At 72.9% G+C, this 20,456-nt stretch carries 18 protein-coding genes; 13 read left to right on the top strand and 5 right to left on the bottom strand.

All coding sequences use genetic code 11. From position 1 onward, the window contains the following. The first annotated feature begins 45 nt into the window (after positions 1-45). Positions 46-612, top strand: a complete 567-nt coding sequence (locus tag ACGGAQ_RS09880; protein WP_354856029.1) for an adenine phosphoribosyltransferase — start codon at positions 46-48, stop codon at positions 610-612. A 169-nt stretch (positions 613-781) separates the two neighbouring features. Continuing rightward, entirely contained in the window at positions 782-3,310 is a 2,529-nt protein-coding gene (locus ACGGAQ_RS09885; protein WP_393046547.1) for a RelA/SpoT family protein, read from the top strand. 69 nt (positions 3,311-3,379) lie between these two features. On the opposite strand, the gene ACGGAQ_RS09890 is transcribed toward ACGGAQ_RS09885, so the two are convergent. Both ACGGAQ_RS09890 and ACGGAQ_RS09895 read right to left on the bottom strand, forming a co-directional pair. Next, positions 3,380-4,219 (bottom strand): peptidylprolyl isomerase, encoded by an 840-nt coding sequence (locus tag ACGGAQ_RS09890; RefSeq protein WP_393046550.1) that lies wholly within the window; start codon positions 4,217-4,219, stop codon positions 3,380-3,382. A gap of 59 nt (positions 4,220-4,278) precedes the next feature. After that, positions 4,279-5,169, bottom strand: a complete 891-nt coding sequence (locus ACGGAQ_RS09895; protein WP_393046552.1) for a peptidylprolyl isomerase — start codon at positions 5,167-5,169, stop codon at positions 4,279-4,281. A 266-nt stretch (positions 5,170-5,435) separates the two neighbouring features. Between ACGGAQ_RS09895 and ACGGAQ_RS09900 the strand changes: the two genes are divergently transcribed. The 3 genes from ACGGAQ_RS09900 to ACGGAQ_RS09910 all read left to right on the top strand — a co-directional run bounded on the left by ACGGAQ_RS09900 (position 5,436) and on the right by ACGGAQ_RS09910 (position 8,560). Then, positions 5,436-6,146: an MBL fold metallo-hydrolase gene (locus ACGGAQ_RS09900; RefSeq protein WP_355065755.1), complete on the top strand. Its 711-nt coding sequence runs from the start codon at positions 5,436-5,438 to the stop codon at positions 6,144-6,146. Positions 6,147-6,218: 72 nt separating this feature from the next. Then, a complete protein-coding gene (gene hisS / locus ACGGAQ_RS09905; protein ID WP_393046555.1) occupies positions 6,219-7,547 on the top strand; it encodes a histidine--tRNA ligase in 1,329 nt (442 codons plus the stop codon). Positions 7,548-7,618: 71 nt separating this feature from the next. Continuing rightward, positions 7,619-8,560 carry an acyl-ACP desaturase gene (locus tag ACGGAQ_RS09910; RefSeq protein ID WP_393046559.1) on the top strand — a complete coding sequence of 314 codons (942 nt, stop codon included), beginning with the start codon at positions 7,619-7,621 and terminating at the stop codon, positions 8,558-8,560. Between the two features lie 126 nt (positions 8,561-8,686). Here the strand turns inward: ACGGAQ_RS09910 and ACGGAQ_RS09915 are convergent, their stop codons facing one another. Beyond that, the gene (locus ACGGAQ_RS09915; protein WP_354856036.1) at positions 8,687-9,202 is read right to left on the bottom strand and encodes a PaaI family thioesterase; all 516 of its coding nucleotides are present in this window, start codon (positions 9,200-9,202) and stop codon (positions 8,687-8,689) included. Positions 9,203-9,257: 55 nt separating this feature from the next. On the opposite strand from ACGGAQ_RS09915, the gene ACGGAQ_RS09920 reads away from it, so the two are divergent. Beyond that, positions 9,258-9,731: a winged helix-turn-helix transcriptional regulator gene (locus ACGGAQ_RS09920; RefSeq protein WP_393046562.1), complete on the top strand. Its 474-nt coding sequence runs from the start codon at positions 9,258-9,260 to the stop codon at positions 9,729-9,731. Positions 9,732-10,008: 277 nt separating this feature from the next. Continuing rightward, positions 10,009-11,052 carry a S1 family peptidase gene (locus ACGGAQ_RS09925; protein WP_393046565.1) on the top strand — a complete coding sequence of 348 codons (1,044 nt, stop codon included), beginning with the start codon at positions 10,009-10,011 and terminating at the stop codon, positions 11,050-11,052. A gap of 96 nt (positions 11,053-11,148) precedes the next feature. Here the strand turns inward: ACGGAQ_RS09925 and ACGGAQ_RS09930 are convergent, their stop codons facing one another. Continuing rightward, the gene (locus ACGGAQ_RS09930) at positions 11,149-11,865 is read right to left on the bottom strand and encodes a DUF998 domain-containing protein (RefSeq protein WP_393046567.1); all 717 of its coding nucleotides are present in this window, start codon (positions 11,863-11,865) and stop codon (positions 11,149-11,151) included. Positions 11,866-12,050: 185 nt separating this feature from the next. Here ACGGAQ_RS09930 and aspS point away from each other — a divergent pair, with 185 nt between their 5' ends. From aspS to ACGGAQ_RS09950, 4 genes are all read left to right on the top strand, one after another. Beyond that, positions 12,051-13,856: an aspartate--tRNA ligase gene (gene aspS, locus ACGGAQ_RS09935; RefSeq protein ID WP_393046569.1), complete on the top strand. Its 1,806-nt coding sequence runs from the start codon at positions 12,051-12,053 to the stop codon at positions 13,854-13,856. Positions 13,857-13,959: 103 nt separating this feature from the next. Next, positions 13,960-14,769, top strand: a complete 810-nt coding sequence (locus ACGGAQ_RS09940) for an SDR family oxidoreductase (protein WP_393046572.1) — start codon at positions 13,960-13,962, stop codon at positions 14,767-14,769. Positions 14,770-14,833: 64 nt separating this feature from the next. Further along, positions 14,834-15,451, top strand: a complete 618-nt coding sequence (locus ACGGAQ_RS09945) for an ArsR/SmtB family transcription factor (RefSeq protein WP_393046575.1) — start codon at positions 14,834-14,836, stop codon at positions 15,449-15,451. Between the two features lie 55 nt (positions 15,452-15,506). After that, the gene (locus tag ACGGAQ_RS09950; protein ID WP_393046577.1) at positions 15,507-16,790 is read left to right on the top strand and encodes an MFS transporter; all 1,284 of its coding nucleotides are present in this window, start codon (positions 15,507-15,509) and stop codon (positions 16,788-16,790) included. Positions 16,791-16,829: 39 nt separating this feature from the next. Here ACGGAQ_RS09950 and ACGGAQ_RS09955 read toward each other — a convergent pair whose 3' ends face one another. Continuing rightward, complete coding sequence (locus tag ACGGAQ_RS09955; protein ID WP_393046579.1) at positions 16,830-17,570, bottom strand: GNAT family N-acetyltransferase; 741 nt, start codon at positions 17,568-17,570, stop codon at positions 16,830-16,832. A gap of 141 nt (positions 17,571-17,711) precedes the next feature. On the opposite strand from ACGGAQ_RS09955, the gene ACGGAQ_RS09960 reads away from it, so the two are divergent. Further along, positions 17,712-17,924, top strand: coding sequence for a hypothetical protein (locus ACGGAQ_RS09960; RefSeq protein ID WP_007458297.1), 213 nt, complete (start codon positions 17,712-17,714; stop codon positions 17,922-17,924). Positions 17,925-17,999: 75 nt separating this feature from the next. Next, positions 18,000-19,583: an AAA family ATPase gene (locus tag ACGGAQ_RS09965; RefSeq protein WP_393046582.1), complete on the top strand. Its 1,584-nt coding sequence runs from the start codon at positions 18,000-18,002 to the stop codon at positions 19,581-19,583. Positions 19,584-20,456 lie beyond the last annotated feature (873 nt).

The following is a 20,456-nucleotide window of genomic DNA, read 5'->3' on the forward strand; positions in this document are numbered from 1 at the left end:
CAGCATGCCGGACGCCGTCGTCGTGGAAAGGGAAACGAGACAGCCGTGACGGAGACCCACAGCACCGCGGCACGCGGGGACAGCGGCCCGGAGGCCGCCCGGTTGGTGGCCAGCCGAGTGCTGGACGTGCCGGACTTTCCCCAGCCCGGTGTCCTGTTCAAGGACCTGATGCCGCTGTTCGCCGACGGGAAGGCGTTCCGCGAGGTGGTCGACGAGATCGTCGCGTACCACGGGCGGGACGGCTTCGACGTGGTGGTGGGCATCGAGGCGCGCGGCTTCGTCGTCGCGGCGGCTGTCGCGTACGCGGCCGGGGTGGGCGTGGTGCCCGTGCGCAAGGCCGGCAAGCTGCCCCGCCCGGCGCACTCGGTGTCGTACGCCCTCGAGTACGGCGAGGCCACCCTGGAGGTGCACGAGGACGCCTTCACCGCCGGCCACCGGGTGCTGGTCGTCGACGACGTGCTGGCCACCGGCGGCACCGCCGAGGCGACTCTCGACCTGGTCGAGCGGGCCGGTGGGACGGTCACCGGCTTCACCGTGCTGCTGGAGCTCGGCTTCCTGGGCGCGCGGGAACGGCTGGCGCCGCGTCCGGTCCATGCCCTGCTGACCGTTTGAACCCGGCCCGCCGGGCGGAGGTCGCGCCGACCGTCCGGCGGAGCGGCAGGGGACCGTCCGTGCGGGTAGCATTGCCCTTTGCTGACGCCGGCGGTACACCGTCCGGCGACGCGCGACCAGGCCGGCCGATGTTCGGCCGGTGTGTTTCCGGCGAGCGGTGAGGAGGCCGGTGTCCCACGATGTCGTCCCTCCGGCGGAGGGCACGGTGCACCCGACAGGCGACGCTGACGGCTCGGTGACCGACCGGAACGGCGACGCGCCGGCCCGGGTGACGGGCACCGACAACGGCTCCGGCAGGGCTCCTGCCGACGACGCGACGGCTCCGACCGGGGTCACGGCGAGCGTCACCACCGAGGCGTCCCCGGGCGCCGACGGGGTCGTGGTCCCGTTTCCGACCGACGCCGGCGTCGACCCGTCGCCGACCGGTGGCTTCGGGCTGTCCAACGCGCCCACCGGTCGGCGGGTGCGCGCCCGGCTGGCCCGGTTCAACGCGCCCTGGCAGACCTCGCAGGTCAGCGAGGTGCTGGAGCCGCTCATCGCGAGTCACCGGGAGAACCACCCGAAGGCCGACGCGCGGCTGCTCCAGCGCGCCTTCGACACGGCGGCGCGGTGGCACTCCGGGCAGTACCGCAAGTCCGGCGACCCGTACATCACCCACCCGCTCGCCGTCGCCACCATTCTCGGCAACCTGGGGATGGACACCACCACGCTGGTCGCCGCGCTGCTGCACGACACCATCGAGGACACCGAGTACACCCTCGACGCGATGCGCGCCGACTTCGGCGGCGAGGTCGCCCTGCTGGTCGACGGCGTCACCAAGCTGGACAAGGTCAAGCTGGGCGACGCCGCCAAGGCCGAGACGATCCGCAAGATGGTCGTGGCGATGGCCAAGGACCCGCGGGTGCTGGTGATCAAGCTGGCCGACCGGCTGCACAACATGCGCACCCTGACCTTCCTGCCCCGCCCCAAGCAGGAGCAGAAGGCCAAGGAGACGCTGGAGATCCTGGCGCCGCTGGCGCACCGGCTCGGTATGAACACGATCAAGTGGGAGCTGGAGGACCTGGCCTTCGGCACCCTGTTCCCGAAGCGCTACGAGGAGATCAACCGGCTGATCGGGGAGCACCAGCCGCAGCGGGAGTCGCTGCTGCGGCAGGTCACCCAGAAGGTCGGCACCGACCTGAAGGCCGCCAAGATCAAGGCGGAAACGACCGGGCGGCCGAAGCACCTCTACTCGATCTACCAGAAGATGATCGTGCGGGGTCGCGACTTCAACGACATCTACGACCTGGTCGGCGTCCGGATCCTGGTCGACACCGTGCGGGACTGCTACGCGGCGCTCGGCGTGATCCACGCCAACTGGCAGCCGGTGCCGGGGCGGTTCAAGGACTACATCGCGATGCCCAAGTTCAACATGTACCAGTCGTTGCACACGACTGTCATCGGGCCCACCGGCAAGCCGGTGGAGATGCAGATCCGCACGTACGCGATGCACCGCACCGCGGAGTTCGGCATCGCCGCGCACTGGAAGTACAAGGAGCACAAGGGCACCCAGATCGTCGGCCCGCCGGCGCACATCGACGAGATGACCTGGCTGCGGCAGCTGCTGGACTGGCAGCGGGAGGCGGCCGACCCGAGCGAGTTCCTGGACGCGCTGCGCTTCGACCTGTCCAGCCAGGAGGTGTACGTCTTCACCCCCAAGGGTGACGTCATCCCGCTGCCGACCGGGTCGACCCCGGTGGACTTCGCGTACGCGGTGCACACCGAGGTGGGCCACAAGTGCATCGGCGCGCGGGTCAACGGCAAGCTGGTGCCGCTGGAATCGACGCTGTCCAACGGCGACGTGATCGAGATCTTCACGTCGAAGTCCGAGACGGCCGGCCCCACGCAGGACTGGCTGGGCTTCGTCAAGAGCCCGCGCGCCCGCACGAAGATCCGCCAGTACTTCAACAAGGAGCGGCGTGAGGAGGCGATCGAGGCCGGCAAGGACGCGATCGTCAAGGCGATGCGCAAGCAGGGCATGCCCTTGCAGCGGATGCTCACCTCCGACGCGCTGATGTCGATCGCCCGGGACCTGCACCTCGCCGACGTGGCATCGTTGTACGCGGCGGTCGGCGACAGTCAGGTCTCCGCGCAGTCGGTGGTGCAGAAGCTGATGGCCGCGTATGGCGGCGAGGAGGGCGCGGCGGAGGACATCGCCGAGACCGCCGTCGCCACCCGGCCGCCGCGCAGCCGCCAGAGCAGCAGCGACCCCGGCGTGGTGGTCCGTGGCGTCAGCGACGTCTGGATCAAGCTGGCCCGCTGCTGCACCCCGGTCCCACCGGACTCGGTGTTCGGCTTCGTCACCCGCTCCGGCGGGGTGAGCGTGCACCGCGACGACTGCGCCAACGCCGAGGACCTGCGGGCCCAGGCCGAGCGGGTGGTCGAGGTGAGCTGGAAGCTCACGTCCGCCTCCACGTTCCTGGTGGCGATACAGGTCGAGGCATTGGACCGGCACAAGCTGCTCGCCGACGTCACCCGGGTGCTCTCCGACGAGCGGGTCAACATCCTGTCCGCCACCGTCACCACCACCCGCGACCGGGTGGCGGTGAGCCGGTTCAGCTTCGAGATGGCCGACCCGAAGCACCTGGGCCACCTGCTGGCCACCGTCCGCAAGGTCGACGGGGTCTTCGACGCGTACCGGGTCACCTCGGGCGCCTGAACCGCGTACCCCGCACACGAGAGCGCCCGCCGGCTCAGCCGGCGGGCGCTTCGTCGTCTCGTGCGGGTGTCAGCCCTGCGGCGCGCTCATCGTGAGGTCGGTGATCACGACCTCCTTCTTCGGGTGGCCGCCACCGGCCTGCTGCGCGAACGCCCCGTCGTCGCCGGCCTTGGCCACGTCCTTGACGATGTCCATGCCGCCGGTGACGGTGCCCAGCACCGTGTACGCCGGGTCCAGCGGCGAGTCGCCGTAGACGATGAAGAACTGGCTGCCGGTGCTGCCCGGCTGGCCGGAGTTGGCCATCGCGATGACGCCCTCCGGGTACGGCGGGCGCTTGTCGGTGGGCAGGTTCTCCTCCGGCAGCCGGAAGCTCGGGCCACCCGTGCCGTCGGTGTCCCGCCAGCCCTTGCCGGTGGCGCTCGGGTCACCGCACTGCAGCACCTTGATGCCCTCGGTCACCAGGCGGTGGCACTTGCTGTTGTCGAAGAAGTTCTTCTCCGCGAGGTAGGTGAAGGCGCCCGCCGTGCACGGCACCTGCGACCGGTCGACCTTGGCCGTGATCGGGCCCAGGTTGGTGGTGATCGTCATGGTCTGCACGCCCTTGGCGGACTGCTGGTTGCTGGGCACCCCGACGTCCCTGATCTGCGGGGGCCGCTGATCGGCGGGCATCGCGTTGTAGACGCACTCGCTGGCGCCGGGCGCCGAGGCGGTGGTGTCGCTCTTGTCGTCGTCGCCGCCGAGGGTCGTGGCCAGCCAGACGGTGCCGGCGACCACGAGCACCAGCACGGCCGCCGCGCCGACGATCGCCTGCGTCTGGCGGCGCTTGCGGGCCTTGGCCGAGCGCTCGGCCATCTCCTTTTCGAGTCGGGCGCGTGCCGCCGCGCGCTGCCGCTCTCTGGTGGACGTCACGCCTGGATCCTCCTGGCTGTTTGCTGCGGGGTGCCGCTCGGGTGGGGTGGGGCGACCGGTCAGCCGGCGCTCGGGCTGCTGGCCGGTGCACCGGACGGCGCACCGGACGACGCCGGTGCCGCGCCGGTGACCGGCTCGCCGACCGTGAGGCTCTGGATCAGCACGTCGGTCTTGGGCTTGACCTTGGCCCCGGTCCCATTGTCCACGGTCGGCAGGGCACCGATCTTCTCGACCACGTCGAGCCCACCGGTCACCTTGCCGATCACCGGGTACTTCGGGTCCGTGGTGGTGAAGTCCTTGAAGAAGATCAGGAACTGGCTGCCGTTGGTGCCGGGCGGGTTGGAGATCATCGCCACGGTCCCCTTGGGGTACGTCGGCGGCTGACCGGGCGCCGGGCTGGCCGACGGCGACGCCGACGGCACGGTCGGCACGTCCTCGTCGTAGAACGAGTAGGTCGGCCCGCCGAGGCCGGTGCCGCTGGGGTCACCGCAGCGCAGCGCGCCGTCGGCGGTGATCTCGTGGCACTTGGTGTTGTCGTAGAACGACCGGCTCGCCAGGTGGGCGATGCTCGCCGCGGCGCAGGGGGAGTTGGCGAGGTTCAGCTCGGCGGTGATCGGCGCACCCTGGTTGGTGGTGACCGTCATCGCCCGGGTGCCGTCGGTCGGCAGGCCCTTGGTCGCCGGCGTGCCGACGTCCTTGAGGTTGGTGTTGGCGGTCGCGTCCTGCGGCGTCCAGAGGCAGGTGTCCTCCGCGGCGGTGTTCTGCTTCGGATCGGAGTCGAACGCCCCGAGCGCCCAGGCCGAGCCGGCCACGATCACCGCGAGGACCAGGAAGGCGCCGACACCGGCCTGGATCTGCCGGCGGCGCCGCGTGGCGGCGGCCCGGCGAGCCATCTGCCGGTCGAGCTTGGCCCGCGCCAGTTTGCGCTGCCGGTCCCTGCTGGAAGCCACAGGTGCTCCCCTTTCCTCTGCCTGGTCGTCACCGGCGGCCGGGTACCCCGGCCCGTCCGGGCTCGCGTGTGCCACGCCACACGCCCGCCAGAGTGTACGGCTAGTGACTGGGAATGTGGTGTACGAGGTCCACCCCACCGCCAGCAGCCCATATCGTGCGATGTCACTGTGTCGGATGGGGCCTCGGGGGCGGACGCGGCAAACGCGCTCGCCCCGCCGGTTAGGCTGCTGAAAAGGACGACAGCTCGACGGAGAGGACAGCGCCCGTGCTCGTGGCCGGCTTTCCCGCGGACGCCTTCGGCACCAACTGCTATGTGGTGGCCACCGCGCCGGGGGAGCAGTGCGTGGTGGTCGATCCCGGCATCGGGGTGCTCGACCAGCTCGACGCGCTGCTCGCCGAGCACCGCCTGCATCCGGCCGCCGTGCTGCTCACCCACGGCCACCTGGATCACACGTTCTCGGTGGCGCCGGTCTGCGGTGCGCGCGGGATCACCGCGTACGTGCACCCCGGCGACCGGGAGATGCTCGCCGACCCGGCCAAGGGCCTGTCGACCGACCTGACCTCGCTCTTCGGTGGCCGGCTGAGCTACACCGAGCCGGAGGACGTGGCCGAGCTGACCGACGGCGCGACCCTCACGCTCGCCGGCCTGGAGATCGCCGTCGACCACGCCCCGGGCCATACCGGCGGGTCGGTGCTGTTCCGGCTGCCCGGCGCCGGGTCGGGCTGGGAGGCCGACGAGATCTGCCTCTCCGGCGACGTCCTCTTCGCCGGCTCGATCGGCCGCACCGACCTGCCCGGCGGCAGCATGCCGGCGATGCTCACCAGCCTGCGCGACAAGATCCTCCCGCTGGCCGACGACACCGTCGTGCTGCCCGGCCACGGCCCCAGCACCACCATCGGCCGCGAGCGCGCCAGCAACCCGTACCTCATCGAGGTGGCCGGCGCGGCGCCGGCCGCTCCCACCCGGGGCCTCTAGTTCTTCGTCCGCGCCGCGCGCGGACCCACGACACCACCGCGCCGCGGGCGCGGGATCGCAAGGAGTACGCCGATGAGCAAGCCCACGCCCATCTCCGGTTTCCCGGAGTGGACCCCCGGCCAGCGGATGATCGAGCAGTTCGTGCTCGGCAAGATCCAGGACACCTTCGAGCTGTACGGGTTCGCGCCGCTGGAGACCCGCGCCGTGGAGCCGCTGGACCAGCTGCTGCGCAAGGGCGAGACCTCCAAGGAGGTCTACGTGGTCCGGCGGCTGCACGCCGACGCCGAGGGATCCGGTGGCGACGACCAGCTCGGCCTGCACTTCGACCTGACCGTGCCGTTCGCCCGGTACGTGTTGGAGAACGCCGGCAAGCTGCACTTCCCGTTCCGCCGCTACCAGATCCAGAAGGTGTGGCGGGGTGAGCGGCCGCAGGAGGGCCGCTACCGGGAGTTCGTCCAGGCCGACATCGACATCATCGACCGGGACACCCTGGCCCCGCACCACGAGGCGGAGATGCCGCTGGTCATCGGGGACGCGCTGCGCGCCCTGCCCATCCCGCCGGTGACCATCCAGGTCAACAACCGCAAGATCTGGGAGGGCTTCTTCCGCGGCATCGGGGTGACCGACCCGGAGGCGGCGCTGCGCAGCGTCGACAAGCTCGACAAGATCGGCCCGGCGAAGGTGGCCGAGCTGCTGGCCCAGACCGCCGGGGCGAGCGAGGCGCAGGCCAAGGCGTGCCTGGCGCTTGCCGAGATCTCCGCCCCGGACGCCTCGTTCGCCGACGCCGTCCGGGCGCTCGGGGTGAGCGACCCGCTGCTCGACGAGGGCGTCGAGGAGCTGGTCCGGGTGGTGGACACCGCCGCCGAGCACTCGCCCGGCCTCTGCGTGGCGGACCTGCGCATCGCCCGTGGCCTGGATTACTACACGGGCACCGTCTACGAGACCCAGCTGCGTGGCTACGAGCGCTTCGGCTCGATCTGCTCCGGCGGCCGGTACGACAACCTGGCCAGCGCCGGCGCGACCTCGTACCCAGGGGTGGGCATCTCGATCGGCGTGACCCGGCTGCTCGGGCTGCTCTTCGGCGCGGGGGAGCTGTCGGTCTCCCGTTCGGTGCCCACCTGTGTCGTGGTGGCCGTGGCCGATGAGGAGCAGCGTCCGGCCAGTGGCCGGATCGCGTCGGCGCTGCGCGGGCGGGGTATCGCCACCGAGGTGTCGCCGAGCGCGGCGAAGTTCGGCAAGCAGATCCGCTACGCCGAGCGGCGCGGCATCCCGTACGTCTGGTTCCCGGGGGCCGACGGCGCTCCGGACGAGGTGAAGGACATCCGCTCGGGTGAGCAGGTCACGGCCGACGCCGGGGAGTGGGCGCCGCCCCGGGAGGACCTGAAGCCGAAGGTCGGTTGAGTGTCACGACTGGCGCTCACGGCCGCGGGGACCTACGGTAGCGTAAGTTACGCCACCGTAGGGAGTTACTCGTGACCGTGAGCACCACACTGAGCCAGACCGCCCTGCTCGTCGAGCTGGAGCCGGTCGTCGCGCGCAACCTGGACCGTCACCTCTCGCTGGCCAAAGAGTGGTTCCCGCACGAGTACGTGCCGTGGAGCGAGGGTCGCACGTTCGACGGGCCGCTGGGTGGTGAGGCGTGGTCGCCGACCGACTCGACCATCCCGGACGTCGCCCGCACCGCGCTGATCGTCAACCTGCTGACCGAGGACAACCTGCCCTCGTACCACCACGAGATCGCCACCCTGTTCGGCCGCGACGGCGCGTGGGGCACGTGGGTGCACCGGTGGACCGCGGAGGAGGGCCGGCACGGCACGGCCATCCGCGACTACCTGACCGTCACCCGGGCGGTCGACCCGGTGGCGCTGGAGCGCGCCCGGATGACCCACATGTCCGCGGGCTACGTCAACGTGCACGACGACGAGGTGCTGCACTCGCTGGCGTACGTCTCGTTCCAGGAGCTGGCCACCCGCATCTCGCACCGCAACACCGGCAAGGCCACCGGCGACCCCGCCTGCGAGGCGCTGCTGGCCCGGGTCGCCGCCGACGAGAACCTGCACATGGTCTTCTACCGCAACCTGCTCGCCGCCGCGTTCGAGCTGGCCCCGAGCCAGGCCATGCGGGCCGTCGCCGACGTGGTGGCCAACTTCCAGATGCCCGGCAACGGCATCGACGGCTTCGCCCGCAAGTCGGTGGCGATCGCCCTCGCCGGCATCTACGACCTGCGCCAGCACCGCGACGAGGTGTTGCAGCCGGTGCTGCGCCAGTGGGACGTCTTCAACGTGACCGGCCTCGACGCCGACGGCGAAGCCGCCCGCGAACAGCTCGCGGCCCAGCTGGAGGCCCTGGAGAACGCGGCGGCGCGCTTCGAAGAAAAGCGCGACGCCCGAGCAGCCCGCCTAGCCCTCCGCTAACCCACACCCCACCGCCCACCCCGTTGATCATGAAGTTATTGCCGCGACACGCCGACGAGGCGGGCAATAACTTCATGATCACCCGCCCGATCCGGGCCGTGGAGCGTGGTCAGGGGGGTCAGGGGGTCAGGGGGTTGGAGGGAGGGGGAACAGGAGGCAGGTGCTTGTCGCGTGGGCGATCAGGCGGGCGTTCGCGTCGGTGAGGCGGGCTTCGGCCAGGGCCGTGCGGCGACCGCGTTGCAGCACCGTGCCCTCGCAGCGCAGCGTGCCGCTGTCGACGGTGACCGGGCGCAGGAACTTCACGTTCAGGTCCAGCGAGGTGTAGCCGACCCCGGCGGGCAGCGTGGTGTGCACGGCACAGGCGGCGGCGGTGTCCAGCAGGGTCGAGATGACGCCACCGTGGACGGTGCCCAGCGGGTTGTAGTGGAACTCCTGGGGGACCAGCTCGACGGCGACCCGACCCTCGTCGGCCTCCATCCTCGCCATGTCGATCAGGTGCATCACCGGGGGTGCGGCCAGTTCTCCGGCGATCATCGCGCGGAGCAGGTCGATACCGCTGCGCCGACCGACCTGCGCGGCGTTGGCCGCCGGGTCGGACCAGGTGAAGGTGCGGCTGCGCGCCGGCTCCTGAGTCTGTGTCATGGACGCAGCGTCGCAGGACGTTGCTGAGTCTGTCAATGAGACCTAGCCTGGTCGGATGAGACCCGCGGCACTGGACTGGTCGGTGGAGAACTGCACCATCGCCCGCGCGATGGAGATCCTCGGCGAGCGGTGGACCATGGTGGTGCTGCGCGAGGTGTTCAGCGGCGTGCGGCGCTTCGACGACATGCGGGTCCGCACCGGTATTCCGCGGCAGGTTCTCACCAACCGGCTGGCCGTGCTCGTCGAGCGGGGTGTTCTGCGTCGTGAGCCGTACCGGGAGCCCGGCAGCCGGCTGCGCCACGAGTACCGGCTGACGGAGAAGGGTCTGGCCCTCTGGCCGGTGCTGGTCGCCGTGCTCGGGTGGGGTGACCGGTACCTGGCCGACGCCGAGGGCCCGCCGTTGAGCGTGGGGCACCGCGACTGCGGCGCCCCGGTACGCGTCGAGCTGCGCTGCGCCGAGGGGCACCCGGTGGATGATCGCGACGTGCTGCCCCGCCCCGGTCCGGGCGCGCGCCGCCGTACCCCCTGACGGGTTGTGGCGGCAACGGCGTCGGTCGACCGATGGTGTCCGAAACGGATCCGGCGGTCCTTCGGGGTGTGACGGCAGGTGCCCGCGAACGTGTCCGCGGTGTTGCGGCGGTGTGACCGGGGCGGGTCGACGAATTCGGGCGAAACCAGGTCTTGTCAATGATCTTAAGTATGTGAATACTTCTGTTCACTCGGCCGGTTTTCGCAGATCGGCCGGGTCGCCCTCGGGTCAGCCACCCCCGGCCAGACCCGTCTCCCCCGCCCAGGAGGTTTGTTACATGCGACCCACGAGGTCCTCATTCCGCGTTGCGGCAACTGTTGCCGTGAGCGGAACCCTGGTCGTCGGCTCGCTCATCGGCGCACCCGCCCAGGCCGCCCCCGCCGCCTCGCCCGACGCCGCCGCCGCCCTCTCCGCTCAGCTCGGCGACCGCTCCGCCGGCTCGTACATCGACGCCAGCGGCAAGACCGTCGTCACGGTGACCGACGCCGCCGCCGCGCGCACGGTCAGCAAGGCCGGAGCGAGCGTCAAGTACGTCACCCGCGGCGCCGCCGAGCTCAACCGGGCCACCGCCGAGCTGGAGCGCTCGGCGAAGATCCCGGGCACCGCCTGGTGGAGCGACCCGATCACCAACCAGGTGGTCGTGTCCGTCGACAGCACCGTCACCGGCGCCAAGCTGGAGCGGGTCAAGGCCGCAGCCGCGCGCGCCAACGGCGCGGTGCGGGTCGAGGCCGAGGCCGGCGTGCTCAGCACCCGGATCTCGGGTGGCCAGGCCATCTACACCGGCGGCTACCGCTGCTCGCTCGGCTTCAACGTGCGCAGCGGCAGCACCTACTACTTCCTGACCGCCGGGCACTGCACCAACCTCGGCACCAACTGGTACTCGAACTCCAGCCAGACGTCCCTGCTGGGCACCCGTGCCGGCACCAGCTTCCCGGGCAACGACTACGGCATCGTGCGGCACAGCAACTCCGCAAACGCCGCCGGTAACGTCTACCTCTACAACGGCAGCTACCGGGACATCACCGGCTCCGGCAACGCGTCGGTCGGCCAGTCGGTGCAGCGCTCCGGCAGCACCACCGGCCTGCGCAGCGGCACGGTGAGCGCGACCAACGCCACGGTGAACTACGCCGAGGGTTCGGTCTCCGGCCTGATCCGCACCAACGTCTGCGCCGAGGGTGGCGACAGCGGTGGCTCGCTCTTCTCCGGTAGCACGGCGCTCGGCCTGACCTCCGGCGGCAGCGGTAACTGCAGCAGCGGCGGGACGACCTACTTCCAGCCCGTCACCGAGGCCCTGAGCGTCTACGGCGTCAGCGTCTTCTGATCGATTCACCGCCCGCGGGTCGCCGGAATCCTCCGGCGGCCCGCGCCGCGCGTCCGGGGCCGGGCCGGGCCGTCCGACCCCGGCGCCCGCGGCGCCTCAGGCGAGGCGATCCGGCCCGTCCGTGGGAAGCAGGGGATCCGGGGGTACGACACCGGTCGTCGCCACGGCGGGTCCGAGCGGGACGCCGTCGGTGGCCCCGGCGAGGTGTGCCCGTCGGGCGGAGAGGACCGCCAGCAGCGGCCAGAGTGACACGCCCACCGCCGTCACCCGTTCGGCCAGGCCGGTCCGGGATCCGCTGGTCACCTCGAACGCGAACCAGCCGAAGAGGGCGAGCAGCACGATCGTGGCGCTCAGCGCCACGCCCCGCCGAAACGCCCAGGGCGGCTGCGGGGCTCGCGGATGTGCGGCGTCCGGGCCACGCGGCAGCCGCAGCGCCGACCCGGCCGGCCAGAGCGCCAGCGCCAGGACCGCGATCGTGGCCGCGACGCCGTGGCTGAGGGAGCCGCCGACCGCCGGCCGGGGAAAGGCGACAAGCGCGATGGTCGCCACGCCGCCGACGGCGAGCAGGAAACGGCTGGGCAGCCCGGCCGCGTGCAGCACCGCGGCGATCGCCAGGTAGCAGCAGCCGAGCAGCAGCAGACAAGTGATCATGATCCAGGAGTCGGTGGCGTCGTGCCCGGCCAGTTCGCTGATGGTGTCGCGGACCGGGTCGTACCCGGCCGGCTGGCGGGCGCCCGCGACCGTCCAACCGCCCACCAGCAGCACCGGCGCGGCCACCGCCGTGGCGACGCCCCAGTTCGGTACGGCGCGCATTCGGCCACGTTAACCGGCGCGACGGCCCGCCGAGCCGGGTTCGCCAGGCTGCCCACCGGCGCGGCGCGCGGCCTGCCGCCTGCCCACCTGCGAATCGTGCCCGCCTGCCGGGTGCCCCCGAGCGGGGCCGGCCACCCCTGACAGAATGCGGGTGAGGACTGTTCCACGATGAGGAGTTGCCAGCCGTGATCCGTACCCACAATGCCGGAAGCCTGCGCGCCGCGGACGCCGGCTCGACGGTGACGCTCGCCGGGTGGGTGGCCCGCCGGCGTGACCACGGCGGCGTCATCTTCGTCGACCTGCGCGACGGCTCCGGCGTGGTCCAGGTGGTGTTCCGCGAGGAGGACGCGCACGCGCTGCGCAACGAGTTCTGCGTGAAGGTCACCGGCGAGGTGACCCGCCGGCCGGCCGGCAACGAGAACCCGGAGCTGCCCACCGGCGACGTCGAGGTGACCGCCGTCGAGCTGGAGGTGCTCTCCGAGGCCGCGCCGCTGCCGCTCCCGGTGGACGACCAGGTCGAGGCCGGTGACGACCTCCGCCTGCGGTACCGCTACCTGGACCTGCGCCGCAGCGGCCCGGCGAACGCGCTGCGGCTGCGTTCGCGCGCCAGCCACCTCGCCCGGGGGGTGCTGCACGAGCGGGACTTCCTGGAGATCGAGACGCCGACGCTGACCCGCTCGACGCCCGAGGGCGCCCGCGACTTCCTGGTGCCCGTGCGACTCCAGCCCGGCAGCTGGTACGCGTTGCCGCAGTCGCCGCAGCTGTTCAAGCAGCTGCTGATGGTCGGCGGCATGGAGCGGTATTACCAGATCGCGCGCTGCTACCGCGACGAGGACTTCCGCGCCGACCGGCAGCCGGAGTTCACCCAGCTCGACATCGAGATGTCGTTCGTCACCGAGGACGACGTGATCGACCTCGGCGAGGCGATCGTCTCGGCGCTGTGGAAGGACCTGGCCGGGCACGAGATCAGCCGGCCGATCCCGCGGATCACCTGGCACGACGCGATGGCCCGGTACGGCTCGGACAAGCCGGACCTGCGCTACGGCGTGGAGCTGACCGAGCTGACCGACTACCTGCGCGGCACCGAGTTCCGGGTGTTCGCCGGGGCGATCGACGCGGGCGGCTACGTGGGCGCGGTGGTGATGCCCGGTGGCGCAGCGCAGAGCCGCAAGGAGCTGGACGGCTGGCAGGACTGGGCGAAGGCGCGCGGCGCGCGGGGCCTGGCGTACGTGGTGCTGGACGCCGAGACCGGCGAGGCGCGCGGCCCGGTGGCCAAGAACCTGTCCGCCGAGCACCTGGGCGGGCTCGCCGACGCGGTCGGCGCCAAGCCGGGCGACGCGGTCTTCTTCGCCGCCAGCGCCAACGCCCGCGAGGCGCAGGAGTTGCTGGGCGCGGCCCGCGTCGAGATCGCCAAGCGGGCCGGCCTGATCGACGAGAGCGCCTGGGCCTTCTGCTGGGTGGTCGACGCGCCGATGTTCGAGAAGACCGACGAGGGTGGCTGGACGGCGGTGCACCACCCGTTCACCTCGCCGAACGCGGAGTGGGTGGACCGGTTCGAGGAGGCGCCGGACCGCGCCCTGGCGTACGCGTACGACATCGTCTGCAACGGCAACGAGATCGGCGGCGGGTCGATCCGTATCCACCGGGGCGACGTGCAGAAGCGGGTGTTCGACCTGCTCGGCATCACCCCCGAGGAGGCGCAGGACAAGTTCGGCTTCCTGCTGGAGGCGTTCAAGTACGGCGCACCGCCGCACGGCGGCATCGCGTTCGGCTGGGACCGGGTCTGCATGCTGCTGGCCGGCGCGGACTCCATCCGTGAGGTCATCGCGTTCCCGAAGACCCGTGGCGGCTTCGACCCGCTGACCGGCGCGCCGACCCCGATCACCGCCCAGCAGCGCGCCGAGGCCGGCATCGACGCCAAGCCCAAGCCGGCACCGGCGGCCCACGCCGGCACGGCAGGCCCGGCAGCCCCGGTAGCCGACCCGGTCTGACCGCACCCCCCCGGCCCCTGCTTGGTTGATCAAGAGGTTTGCGTCATCATCGCCCCGCGAGATGACGCAAACCTCTTGATCATCGGTGGGGGAGTGGGCGGGGATGCGGGTGCTTGTTGTCGGGGGTAGCGGGTTTCTGGGTCGGGAGGTCTGTCGGCGGGGCGTCAGCGCCGGGTTCTCGGTGGTGGGGACATTTCACTCCGGCGTTCTCGGGGTGCCGGGTGTTGTGGGGCGGCGGCTGGACGTGACCGACCGCGCCGCCGTGCGCGCGCTGGTCGCCGAGGTGCGGCCGGACACCGTGGTCGCGACCCCCTATCGGTACGACGACTGGACGGTCACCGCCGACGGGGCCGCGCACGTGGCCCTCGCCGCCGCCGAGGTAGGGGCCCGGCTGGTGCACCTGTCCAGTGACGCGCTGCACGGCGGCCGTCCCACGCCGTACGCCGACGACGATCCGCCCAGCCCGATCAACGCGTACGGGGCGGCGAAGGCGGCGGCGGAGACCGCCGTACGAGCGATCGACCCCGGTGCGGCGCTGGTGCGTACCTCGCTGATCCTCGGGGAGGGCAGCAAGCAGATCGAGCTCTGCCGAGAGGCGCTGGCCGGTCGGGCCGTCCTGTTCACCGACGAGTTCCGCTGCCCGGTCGACGTCGGCGACCTGGCCGACGCCGTGCTGGAGCTGGCCTGCTCGTCGTATGCCGGACTGCTCAACGTGGCCGGCCCGGACGCGGTCAGCCGGGCCGAGCTGGGTCTGCTGGTGGCCGAGCGGTTCGGTCTGGACGCGACGGGCCTGAAGACCACCACGGCCGCCGCCGCTGGAGTGGTCCGCCCCAGCGACGTACGCCTCGACTCCGCCCGCGCCGCCGGTCTGCTGCGGACGCGGCTGCGCGGGGTGCGGGAACTCCTGGCCTGACATCCTGCACACTTCCTGTGCACAGCTATTGTGCATAGGAAGTGTGCAGAGGTAGTGTGCAGTCATGGCCAATGACGAAGCGACCCCGCGGCCCGCCCCGCGGGAGGTGCGGATCGACAAACGGCAGGTCCGGGTGCTCGCGCACCCACTGCGGATGCGGCTGGTCGGTGCCCTGCGGGTGAACGGGCCCGCCACCGCCACCACCCTCGCCGAGCTGCTCGGCACCAACACCGGCGCGACCAGCTACCACCTGCGCCAACTCGCCGAGGTCGGGCTGGTCACCGAGGATCCCGACCGGGGCAGCGGACGGCAGCGCTGGTGGCAGGCCGCGCACGACGTCACGAGCTGGGAGCCGAGCGACTTCGACGACGACCCCGACGCCCGTGCCGCGATCGAGTGGATCCAGGGCGACCAGGTGCGCCTCCTCGTCGAACACGCCGACCGCTGGTTCGCCACCCAGCACGAGTGGTCCCCCGCCTGGCGGGACGCCTTCGGCATGGGCGACGTCTTCCTGACCATCCCGCCGGAGCGGCTGGAGGCGCTCAAGGCGGAGGTGTGGCAGGTGCTGCAGCGGTACCACCGGGAGGCCGAGCCGGTGGACACGGCCGAGCCGGTCGACCCGCAGGCCCGCCCGGTGCAGGTCTTCCTGGCCGCCTACCCGCTGCTGGACGGTCCCCGATGAGCGCGAGGAGTGAGCCGGGTTTGCGAGCCCCGCGGTCGCGAATGGAGGTGGCGTCGTGAGCGCGCTGACCGTACGCCAGGTCCGGCGTCGTTACCTCACCCTCTACGGCCTGCGCTGGCTGCCCACGGGGTTGATGATCCCGGTGATGATCCTGCTGATGCAGGAGCGCGGCCTGTCGCTGCCGCAGATCGGCCTGGTCGGCACCGCGCAAGGGCTGCTGGTGCTGGCGCTGGAGCTGCCCACCGGCGGCCTCGCCGACGCACTCGGGCGCCGACCCGTCCTGCTCGCCGCCGGAGCGCTCAACCTCGCCTCGCTGGCGCTCTTCGCGGTGGCCGACTCGTTCGCGCTGTTCTTCCTGGTCTGGGCGTTGCAGGGCGTCTACCGGGCACTGGACAGCGGCCCGCTGGAATCCTGGTACGTCGACGCCACCCTGGCCGCCGACCCGCAGGCCGAGTACGAGCGGGGCCTCGGGTACGCCGGCACCGTCATCGGCGGGGCCATCGGCGGCGGCGCGCTGCTCAGCGGTGGCCTGGTCGCGCTGGGCCCGCTCGGGCCGGTCAGCGCGCTCACCGTGCCGGTGCTGGCCGCGATCGTCGCCCAGGCGGCGGCGCTCGGCGCCTTGCTGTTCCTGCTGGTCGAGGAGCGGCCAGCCACCGGGGTCGCGGCGGTGCGCGCATCGGTGGTCCAGGCGCCCCGGATGATCGGCCAGGCGGTCGGCCTGCTGCGGCGGTCCCGGGTGCTGCTCGCCCTGGTGGCGGTGGAGCTGTTCTGGGGCTTCGGCATGGTCACCTTCGAGTCGCTGCTGCCGGTGCGGCTCGCCGAGGTGATCGGCAACCCGGAACGGGCCGCCGCGCTGCTCGGGCCGGCCAGTTCGGCGGCCTGGATCGCGAGTGCGGCCGGCGCGGCACTGACTCCGCTGCTGCTGCGCTGGTTCGGGGCGGCTCCCGGCGCAGCTCTGCTGCGCATCCTGCAGGGCGTCACGGTGGTCGGGATGGGGCTGTTCGCGGGGCCGGTCGGAGTGCTGGTGGCCTACCTGGCCTGCTACGCCGTGCACGGCGCGTCGAATCCACTGCACAGTGGTCTGTTGCACCGCCAGGTCGACGGCCCGTACCGGACCAGCGTCCTCTCGCTGAACTCGATGATGGCGCAGCCGGCCGCCGCCCTCGGCGGGGTGGTCCTGACCGCGATCGCCGCCGCCGCCAGCGTCAGCGCCGCGATGGTGGTCGGCGCGGTGGTGCTGGCCGTCGCCGCGCCGCTCTACCTGCCCGCCTGGCTGGCCGACCGTCGGCCCGCTCCCTCCAGCGAGCCGACCGTGGTCCCCGTACCCGCCGACCGGTAGGCAGGGCCGCTCATCGACGCCCGGTGTCGATGAGCGGTCTCAGCCGAGGCGGATCGCGGTGCGGGACAGGGTGTCGGTGAAGCCGAGCCGGCGGTAGAGCCGCACCGCCCCGACGTTGTCCGGGTAGACGCCGAGCCCGACGGTGTCGTGCCGGGCCAGCAGCGCCCGGGTCATGCCGGCGGTCAGCGCCGCGCCCAGCCCTCGGCCGCGCTGGTCGGGGGCCACGGTCAGGCCGGCCAGGAACCCGACGTCGCCCCGGCTGCGGTCCGCGCCGCACGCCACCAGCCGGTCGCCGGCCCGGATGCCGTACCAGTCGATGACCCGCGGATCGTCCGGGTGCGTGGTGGTGTCCGGGAACGCCTCGTCGACAAGCGCCGCAAGCGCCGGGCGGTCGGCGTCGGTGAGTCGTACGACCCGCTGCTCGTCCGGCTGCGTCGGCGGCGCGACGGTGGTCCAGTGGAAGTCCCAGTCGACGAACTCGGCCACCGCTAGCCGGCCCGCCACCTGGGCGGGGTCGAGCCGGGGCAGGTGCATTCGGTGCCCCGGGCGCAGCACCCCGTCGGCGACCAGCGCGGCGCAGATCTCCAGCACCGGCTCGGTGGGGCCGATGGCGTCCGCGCCCAGCCCGCGCTCGGGCGGCAGCAACCACAGCACGGCGCCGTCGCGCCGGTAGCCGCGCGCCGGCACCCCCGGCGAGAGCGAGTGCCGGACGAACGGGTGGTCACCGGCGGCGGCCAGGATGGCGGCCCGGTCGTGGATCGCCTGGTCGTCGATGATCATGACGGTCAGCCTAGGAGCCGCCGTACGGCCGACCGCGCCGGGTCCGGCAGCCCGCGTGCCGATCCACGGTGGAGATTGACGAGTCGACCGATTGGGTACATCACGCGCCGACCTACTGGGAACCCCCACCGGAGGACCGACATGCTCGCCATTCTCGCGGCCATCGTCTTTGGCTTCGCCCTGCTGCTCGACCTGCTCAACACCGACTTCGGCGCCCCCGACCTGTTCAACTGGAACACCCTCGTGCTCATCGGCCTGCTCCTGCTCTCGCTCTACCTGGCCGGCGTCGGCAGCGGCCCGCGCGGCGGTGGCGGCGGCCGCTGGTACCGGGGCCGTCGTCCCGGCCGTGGCTGACCGAGACCGATCAGCGGTAGCCCGGCCCGCAGCGCGATTCCGGCGTCGCGGGTCGGGCCCGGTACTGTCTTCGTGATGGAGTCCGACGCTCTCTTCTCCCTCGGTGCCCCCACCGGGCCGCGCAGCGCGCCCGAGGGCCCCGCCGGTGTCGACGGCTTCACTCCGGTAGCGGACGATTCGCCCCTACCCGTCCGCATGCGGCCCGCGAGCCTGGACGAGCTGATCGGGCAGGACCACCTGCTCGCTCCCGGCGCGCCGCTGCGGCAACTGGTCTCCGGCGGTGCCGGAATGTCGGTCATCCTCTGGGGGCCGCCCGGCAGCGGCAAGACCACCATCGCGCACCTGGTGGCCGGCGCCACCGACCGCCGCTTCGTCGCCTTGTCGGCGCTCTCGGCCGGGGTCAAGGACGTCCGGGCGGTGATCGAGGCGGCCCGTCGCCAGCGCCGCTCGGGCGGCCCGCAGACGGTGCTGTTCATCGACGAGGTGCACCGGTTCAGCAAGACCCAGCAGGATTCGCTGCTCGCCGCCGTCGAGGACCGCACGGTCACGCTGCTCGCGGCGACCACCGAAAACCCGTACTTCTCGGTCATCTCACCCCTGCTGTCGCGGTGCGTGCTGCTCACCCTGCAACCGCTCGACGACGACGCCGTACGCGGCCTGCTGCGCCGCGCGGTCACCGACGAGCGCGGCCTGGGCGGCGCGCTCGCCCTGACCACCGACGCCGAGGACCACCTGGTCCGGCTCGCCGCCGGTGACGTCCGCAAGGCGCTGACCGCGCTGGAGGCGGCGGCGGCCTCGGCCACGGCGCTCGGCGCCGGGCGCATCGACCTGGCCACCGCCGAGCAGGCGGTCGACGTGGCGGCGGTGCGCTACGACCGCGACGGCGACGCCCACTACGACGTGGTCAGCGCGTTCATCAAGAGCATGCGCGGCTCGGACGTGGACGCCGCCGTGCACTGGCTGGCCCGGATGCTGGTGGCCGGGGAGGACGCCCGGTTCATCGCCCGACGGCTGGTCATCTTCGCCAGCGAGGACGTGGGCATGGCCGACCCCACCGCGCTGAGCGTGGCCACCGCCGCCGCGCACGCCGTGGAGTACGTCGGTCTGCCCGAAGCGCAGCTCAACCTGGCGCAGGCGGTGATCCACCTGGCCACCGCACCGAAGTCGAACTCGGCCACCACCGCGATCGGCGCGGCCATCGCCGACGTGCGGGCCGGCCGGGGTGGTTCGGTGCCCCGTGGGCTGCGGGACGCGCACTACGCCGGCGCCCGAGGGCTGGGCCACGGCACCGGGTACCGCTACCCGCACGACGACCAGCGCGGCGTGGTCACCCAGCAGTACGTCCCGGACGACCTGGTGGGCGTCGACTACTACCAGCCCAGCCCGCACGGGGCGGAACGGTCGGTGTCGACGCGGCTGCCGGTGCTGCGCCGGATCGTCCGCGGGCTGCCGGCCCCGCCCGCCCGCCCGGAAACCCCGACCGCCTCCTCGCCCGCGACAGCGGGCCCGTCGGTGGCGGCCCCGACCGCCGGGTCACCGGTAACAGCGCAGCCCGCCCCGGCGCTTGTCGGTCGGAACGGCAAGCCGGCCACGGACGCGGGCGGTCCCCGCACGAAGCAGGACAGCGGCACGGACGCCGCAGGAGAGGGTCAACAGTGAGATCGCGTGGTGCGGACCGTCCCGACGAGGGCCCGGACGAGCGGCGTGATCCCCGCGCGAAGGGCCGCCGCTGGGGTCGAGGCCGAGCCGAGTCCGAGCCGGAGGAGCCGGTGGCCGGCGAGGAGTTCGGCTGGATCGACGACCTGCGCTCGGCCAAGCAGCAACGCGGCGAGCTGGGCCCGGACGGGGCCCCGGCCGAGCCCGTGCCGCCGCGCTCGGGCGCGTCGGCGCCGCCGGACGCGCCGCCCGGCCCACGCCGCCCGGACGCGGAGGCCGCCGGAGCGCGCCGCCCGGTCGACGGCCCCTGGCCGGGAGAGGCGCCCCCGCCGGGTCGCCGCCCGGACGCCCGCCCGCCCGCCGACCGCGAGCACTCCGACCGTCCACCTGCCGACCGCGTCCGGGCCACCGGGCCCGCCGGCGCCGTCGCGGGCCCGCCGGCGGCGCGTGGCGCCCAGCCGGTTCCTGGCACCGGCCCTCGCGCCGCCGTGCCGCCCCTCGCGCCTCCCGCCGCTCGCCCGGGAGGCGGTGACCCGGCGAGCCCTCCCGGGCCCCGCACGTCCAGCGGCGCTCCGGCTCGACCGCGTCCGACCGTGGGACCGCCCGGCCCGCCCGGAGGGCCAGCGGATGCCGCCGCCCCGGCCGGCCGGGCGGAAGCGATGCCGCCACTGCGCCGGCCGGACGCCGTGCCGCCGGCCCGCCGACCCCGGCCCGACCCGACCGAGAGCGGCCGGCCACTGACCGGTGACGGCCTGGCCGCCGGCCGACGTACGACGGGGCCCGTTCCCGATCCGGCGCGACAGGCCGGGCCACCCACCGCGGCCGGTCCGGGCCGGTTCGACGGGCCGCCGCCCGGCGTGGCGCCGCAGGTTGCCG

Source organism: Micromonospora sp. NPDC047557 (assembly GCF_043205095.1).
Taxonomy (GTDB): Bacteria; Actinomycetota; Actinomycetes; order Mycobacteriales; family Micromonosporaceae; genus Micromonospora.